A 5,650-nucleotide genomic window follows, 5' to 3' on the forward strand; every position below is an offset into this window, starting at 1 on the left:
TGTCGTGTTGGTGGTTCGTTTGGTTTTATTTGCAGCACTAAATTAAGTGAAATCACCGACATGACAAAATCCTGGGCAACTTTTTGTTGCTCAGGATATTATAAAAATTGTTAACAAAAGTGCTGCGGAATTAAGGATATATTCAATGAAAAAATCAGTGAGATCATTGAGATTCGCGCGGGGAGTTCTATTGCTGAATAGTTATATGTCAAAGTGTTAAATAATGTTATGCCCTCTCAAATGATTGTGAAAATTATTATCTTTGTAGATTAAAGTTTTAGTAAAAAAATAACGATAATTTTAAAACAAAAATACTATATGAAAAAATTAATTCTTTTATCAGCTATGATTACCGTGGCGATGTCGTCATGGGCTGCTAAAGTGGGCGACAAGTTCACTGTGGGCAAGTTTGAATATTATGTAGACAAAACTGCAAGTAGTTCATCATCAGGCGAAGTAAGCATCAGCAAATACACTGGTAGCGATGCAAGTGTGTTTATTTCTTACAGTGTGTCTTATAACGGTGAGAACTTTAACATCGTTGGCATCAGGCCGTTTGCCTTCCATGACAATACTGCAATGAAATCGATTAACTTCAGCAAGTCGATTGTCGAGACGATATACTCCAGTGCCTTTGAGGGCTGTACAGGACTCACCTCGGTAGATCTTCCCTCGTCGTTGAAGAACTTCTATGGCGGTGCGTTCTATGGATGTACCAACATTGCTACAGTGACAATCCCGTCGACCAACTCTTATTATGTGGTCAAGGACGGCGTGCTCTATAGCAAGAACATGTATTCGCTCATGTGGATGCCTGCTGCTCTCAACAAGACTGAATTCCAGCGCGAATTTGCTGTCCCCGAGCAGGTTAACAATATTGCTGAATATGCGTTTGCCCACAACCCCTACCTTAAGCGAGTTTTCCTCAGGTATGGTGTCAACCGGGTGGGTGAATGGGCTTTTGCATACTGCAATAATCTGTCGTTTGTTTCGTTGCCTGCAACAGTGACAAGAGTAGGTGACTTTGCGTTCTATGGTTGCAAGAACATTGACCGCTTCGCGTTCAACTCAAAGAATCCTCCTGTGTATAAGACCGAAACATTCTCTCCCGGCTATCTGCCCGATCTCCATGTCCCCGATGGCTATGCCGACGTTTACAAGCAGAACGGTTGGAGTTCTTTCAAGAGCATTAACGAGTATGACATCGTGGCTGCCGACTATATGGCATACGATAAATCACTTACTTACTCGGTGATCAGCGACAAGCCTGTAACCATAGGTGGCGTGACTTATGACGGTGAGGTTGAGACCGTGAAAGGCTTCTACCACGAGAGATATCTCGACGAAGTGCCCGATTATCTTACATTTACCATCGAAGGCGTGCAAAAGAAGTATGCAGTTACCCGCCTGGGCAAGAAATCGTTCCGCAAGTTTCCCGGAACCGAGTACCCTGTGGCTGGTTGCAAGAATGTCCTCCATGTAGCCATGTCGGCGTTTGAGGGTGAGGGCGTGACCACAATCTCACTGCCCAATGTGATGCAAATAGGTGCCAGCGCATTTAAAAACTGCAAGAAACTGGAATCGGTTAACTGGGGTTCGGGGCTAGGTATTGTTGGCGATAACGCATTTGAAGGCTCTACACTTGGTGGGGAAGTTGTGCTGCCTTACGGCTTCAATATCCTCGGAGCATCGGCATTTGCCAGCTCTAAAATAACCCACCTGCTTATCCCCAGCAGTTGTGTTATGGTGGGCTCAAACTTTGCCAAGGGTGCAAAGTCGCTCACAGAGATTGTCATCAACACAACAGCAGGCGCAGCACCCGGCAACACTTACGATTTCACCGGCGTGGCTTCTTCTTGCTCGGTTTATGTGCCTTATGGTAGCCTAAATACATTTTATGGCCATTCAGGCTGGAAGAACCTCACTCTCAAGAACGGTGCCTACGACTTCACCTATGGCAAGATGAGCGACCGCAATAACTCGATTTATCACATGACTGTTGTTGACAATACGCCCGTGACAGTTGACGGCAAGACCTATGCCGGTACTGCTAAATATGTTTATCACCCCAACATCGAAACTGCTACCGCTTTCGGTACATCAGGATATGAGAGAAACCAGTATTATGGCGTTGACAAGTCTTATCTCATCACCGAGATAGACTATGGCTGCTTCCGCAATGCTACCGGCATTAAGACTCTTAACACAACTTACATGACAGGTCTCAAGACTATCGGCAGCTTGGCGTTTGAGGGTTCGGGCATCACCTCTCTCGTTGTCCCTGCTACGGTCACTACGATTAAAGACTATGCCTTCCACAATGCTACGAGCCTCTCAAGCCTTACCATTTTGCCCCGCATGTCAAACCTCACCCTGGAAGGTCAGCTCTATGGCAACAACGCAAACGGTTTCCGCTGCTACGTGCACTACAACGACCTGCTCAACTACTTCAACCAGGCAAAGAACTGGACCGATACCAGCACATCAGCCCTCAAGGACAACCTCAACCCCTTCATCGTGCCCGACCACAAGACCATGGCACTGGGCGTGTGTGTTCCCGTTGACTTCGCAGCAAGCGGCGTGAACGCCTATGTCGTTAAAGGCAACAACATGGGTACATCCGGCACCGGTACTGTGGCAACTACCGAGAAGGTAACATCGGTGCCCGCGAGCACAGGCGTTATCCTCACAGGTCTTACCCCCGGTAAGAGATACTTGCTCGAGCGTCCCGCTGGAAGTGTTACTGCTCCCAAGAGTAATCGCATGACAGCCGTTGCCACCGAGGGCGACTATGCAGTGATGCCCGCAAGCGGTAACTATGTGTGGAGCGAGCTATATGAGCGTCTCGACAAGCCCGAGATGAAGTCTTATGTTCCCTCGGGCAGCGCTTATTATGTTCCCGATGTGACACCTTCGTTCAGCGAGATTTACCTTGATATCCTTCCCAAGCAGGGTGGGGGAGTCAAGGGTGATGTAGATGGCAACGGCGTGGTTGACATTACCGATGCAAATATCCTCATCAATGTTGTGCTCGGCAAGGACTCTGCAACCAAGTACGGCGGCCGTGCCGACGTGGATGGCAACGGCGTGGTTGACATTATGGATGTTAACATCTCGCTCAACATTATCCTGGGCAAGTAAAAGCCTCTCCCCGGTCCCTCTCCTTCAGAGAGGGGAGAACTGGGGTAGCTTTTTGAAAAAAATAATAACTAAATAACAAAATGCCTCAATTATCAGTCTCTTACTGATACTTCCATAATAAAAACTCCCCTCTCTGCAGGAGAGGGGTTGGGGGAGAGGCTTTTAACTCATTATGAAAAATATACTGACATTTGTTTCAATGATTGCCGTGGCGCTGTCGTCATGGGCGCTTAATGTGGGCGACACATTCAATAGTTCTAATGGTGACTACACCTATGAGGTCAAGGTTGCTGCCACTTCCTCTTCAGCGGGCAAAATTGCCGTGAAGTCGTATAACAACACCACTGCTACCAGCAGTAAGATTGCACTCAGTCTCGTGGGGCCCGATGACAAAATTTATGACATCAACGAGATTGCTGGATATGCTTATAGGGGTCGCGCTAATATCACTAATATTACTATCGGTGCAAATATAGAATATATCGGATTTGAAGCTTTCACTGGCACGAGCATAAAGACCCTTGACATCCCCAGTTCTGTCAGATTAATCAATATAGGTTTTGTTAGGAATTGCGAATCACTTGCCGAAATCAATGTTGCAGAGGGAAACAAAAAATTTGCAACTTACGACCATGCACTCTATACTAAGGACTTGACCGAGCTGCACACAATGCCTGCAGGCAAGAAGAGCGCACTTTACCCCTCGCAACTCACCTCGATAGGCAGTTATGCATTTGCAAACTCTACAATGGAAACCATCGACATCCCTTATGGTGTTACAAAACTGATGATGATGCCGTTTTATTATATCAATAGTAAAGCAGTAGTTATTCCCAGTTCGGTAAAAGATTTCTATGTTGCTAATGATGGCTCCGGACCATTTTGGGGTCGCGCCAATCTCGATGAGGTAGATGTTTATCTTAACACAACCAGTGTCCCCATTGAGAAAGCTGACGAATTTGCAACTTCCTCTCTCCGCCAGGATATCAACCTGCATGTTCGCCGTGAGCTGGCATCGGAATTTAAATCTAAGTGGAGCGGTTTCAAGTCGATCAACGTTGACCCGCGAGTAGGCTTTGACCTGAGCATTGGCAAGCTGGACTTCTCAATCAACAGCACCGAGCCATGCACAGTCAACGGAGCAAAATATGACGGCCGTGCATCAGTTGTGCCTGGTATCAACTATGGCAACGTTAGCGGTGAGAACAATATTCCGTTTGTTCTTTCGATTCGTGGTAAATACTATGCAGTTACTCAAATTGCCGTTTTAACTTTCTCTCATTCTAACGCAACAAAATTTACCGGTGGAGAAAATATTGACTCTGTTGGCTATTCAAGCTTCAATGATTGTAAAAACCTTACTTCGGTTTCATTGCCCAACCTTAGATATATCGAGCAATATGCCTTCAAGGACTGTAGCTCGCTTACATCGTTTAAATTTAACAAAAACCTGTTAAGAATTAGATCTAATGCGTTCCAGAATTCAGGCCTTACGGGAGATGTCGTAATTCCGTTTGGATTAACATATCTAGGTTTTGAAGTATTTAGCGGTACTAAGGTTAAGCGTATGTTTGTTCCTTTTGTTAAAGGTATTGAATATGAAGTGTTTAAAGGAATGGGCAGCTTGACCGAATTGTACCTCAACATGAATTTGGCGGGAGTTTCTCAAATGGATTTCACCGGCGTGCCTTCAACCTGTGCGCTGCATGTACCTTACTACGCGATTGATGATTACAAGGCCGATCCCGTGTGGAACAATGCGTTCCGGTCTATCACCAGTGGTGCCTGCGACTTTACCTATGGCACAAATGTGTCTAACGCTTTCAGCAGTCCCTACCGCATGAATATCATTAGTAATGAGCCTTTCACCGAGGACGGTGTAGAATATGCTGGTACAGCCGAGTATGTCAACTATCCCGGCATGGGCAACTTGGCAAAGTTCATGGCCTCATCACGCGAGCTCAACCAGTTCTATGACGCCGAAAAGCGCTACAAGATGATCAGGATAGGCGAGCACTGCTTTGAGGGCGCAACCAATATGATTGACCCGGGTATTGACAAAATGACATTCCTTGAGACGATAGGCGACTATGCCTTCAACGGACTGTCGGCGATGACCGAAATTAAGATTCCCGCACAGGTAAGTTATATCGGTGAGAATGCATTTGCCGGTTGCAGCAAGCTTACTTCAATCATTGCCGAGCCCACAACGCCTCCCACAGTCAAAGCCAACACTTTGAGCAACCTCTACTACCAAGCTACCCTCAAGGTACACAACAGCTGCCTCGCACAGTACAAGGGTGCAAGCTTCTGGAAAAATTTCTTCAAGATTGAGAGCATAGAGGGCGGCAGCGATATCCCGGGTGATGTGGACGGCAACGGAACTGTTGACATCAGCGATGCCAACCTTCTCATCAACATCGTTCTGGGCAAAGAATCGGCAAGCAAATACAACGGCCGTGCCGACGTGGATGGCAACGGCATCGTAGATGTGAGCGACATCAACGCC

At 46.5% G+C, this 5,650-nt stretch carries 2 protein-coding genes; both read left to right on the plus strand.

What is annotated here, in order from left to right; translation table 11 throughout:
• Positions 1 to 318 precede the first annotated feature (318 nt).
• On the plus strand, positions 319 to 3,141 hold the full coding sequence (locus tag ACKI3C_RS07430) for a leucine-rich repeat protein (RefSeq protein ID WP_407403606.1): 2,823 nt from the start codon (positions 319 to 321) through the stop codon (positions 3,139 to 3,141).
• Between the two features lie 172 nt (positions 3,142 to 3,313).
• Positions 3,314 to 5,650: leucine-rich repeat protein (locus ACKI3C_RS07435; protein WP_407403608.1), on the plus strand; the 2,337-nt coding region annotated here is incomplete at its 3' end.

This window comes from Sodaliphilus sp., assembly GCF_045598405.1.
Lineage (GTDB): Bacteria > Bacteroidota > Bacteroidia > Bacteroidales > Muribaculaceae > Sodaliphilus > Sodaliphilus limicaballi.

Bases quoted from the DNA above. Each gene is read 5' to 3' on its own strand.
- ACKI3C_RS07430 (WP_407403606.1), top strand. From the start codon at position 319: ATGAAAAAATTAATTCTTTTATCAGCTATGATTACCGTGGCGATGTCG.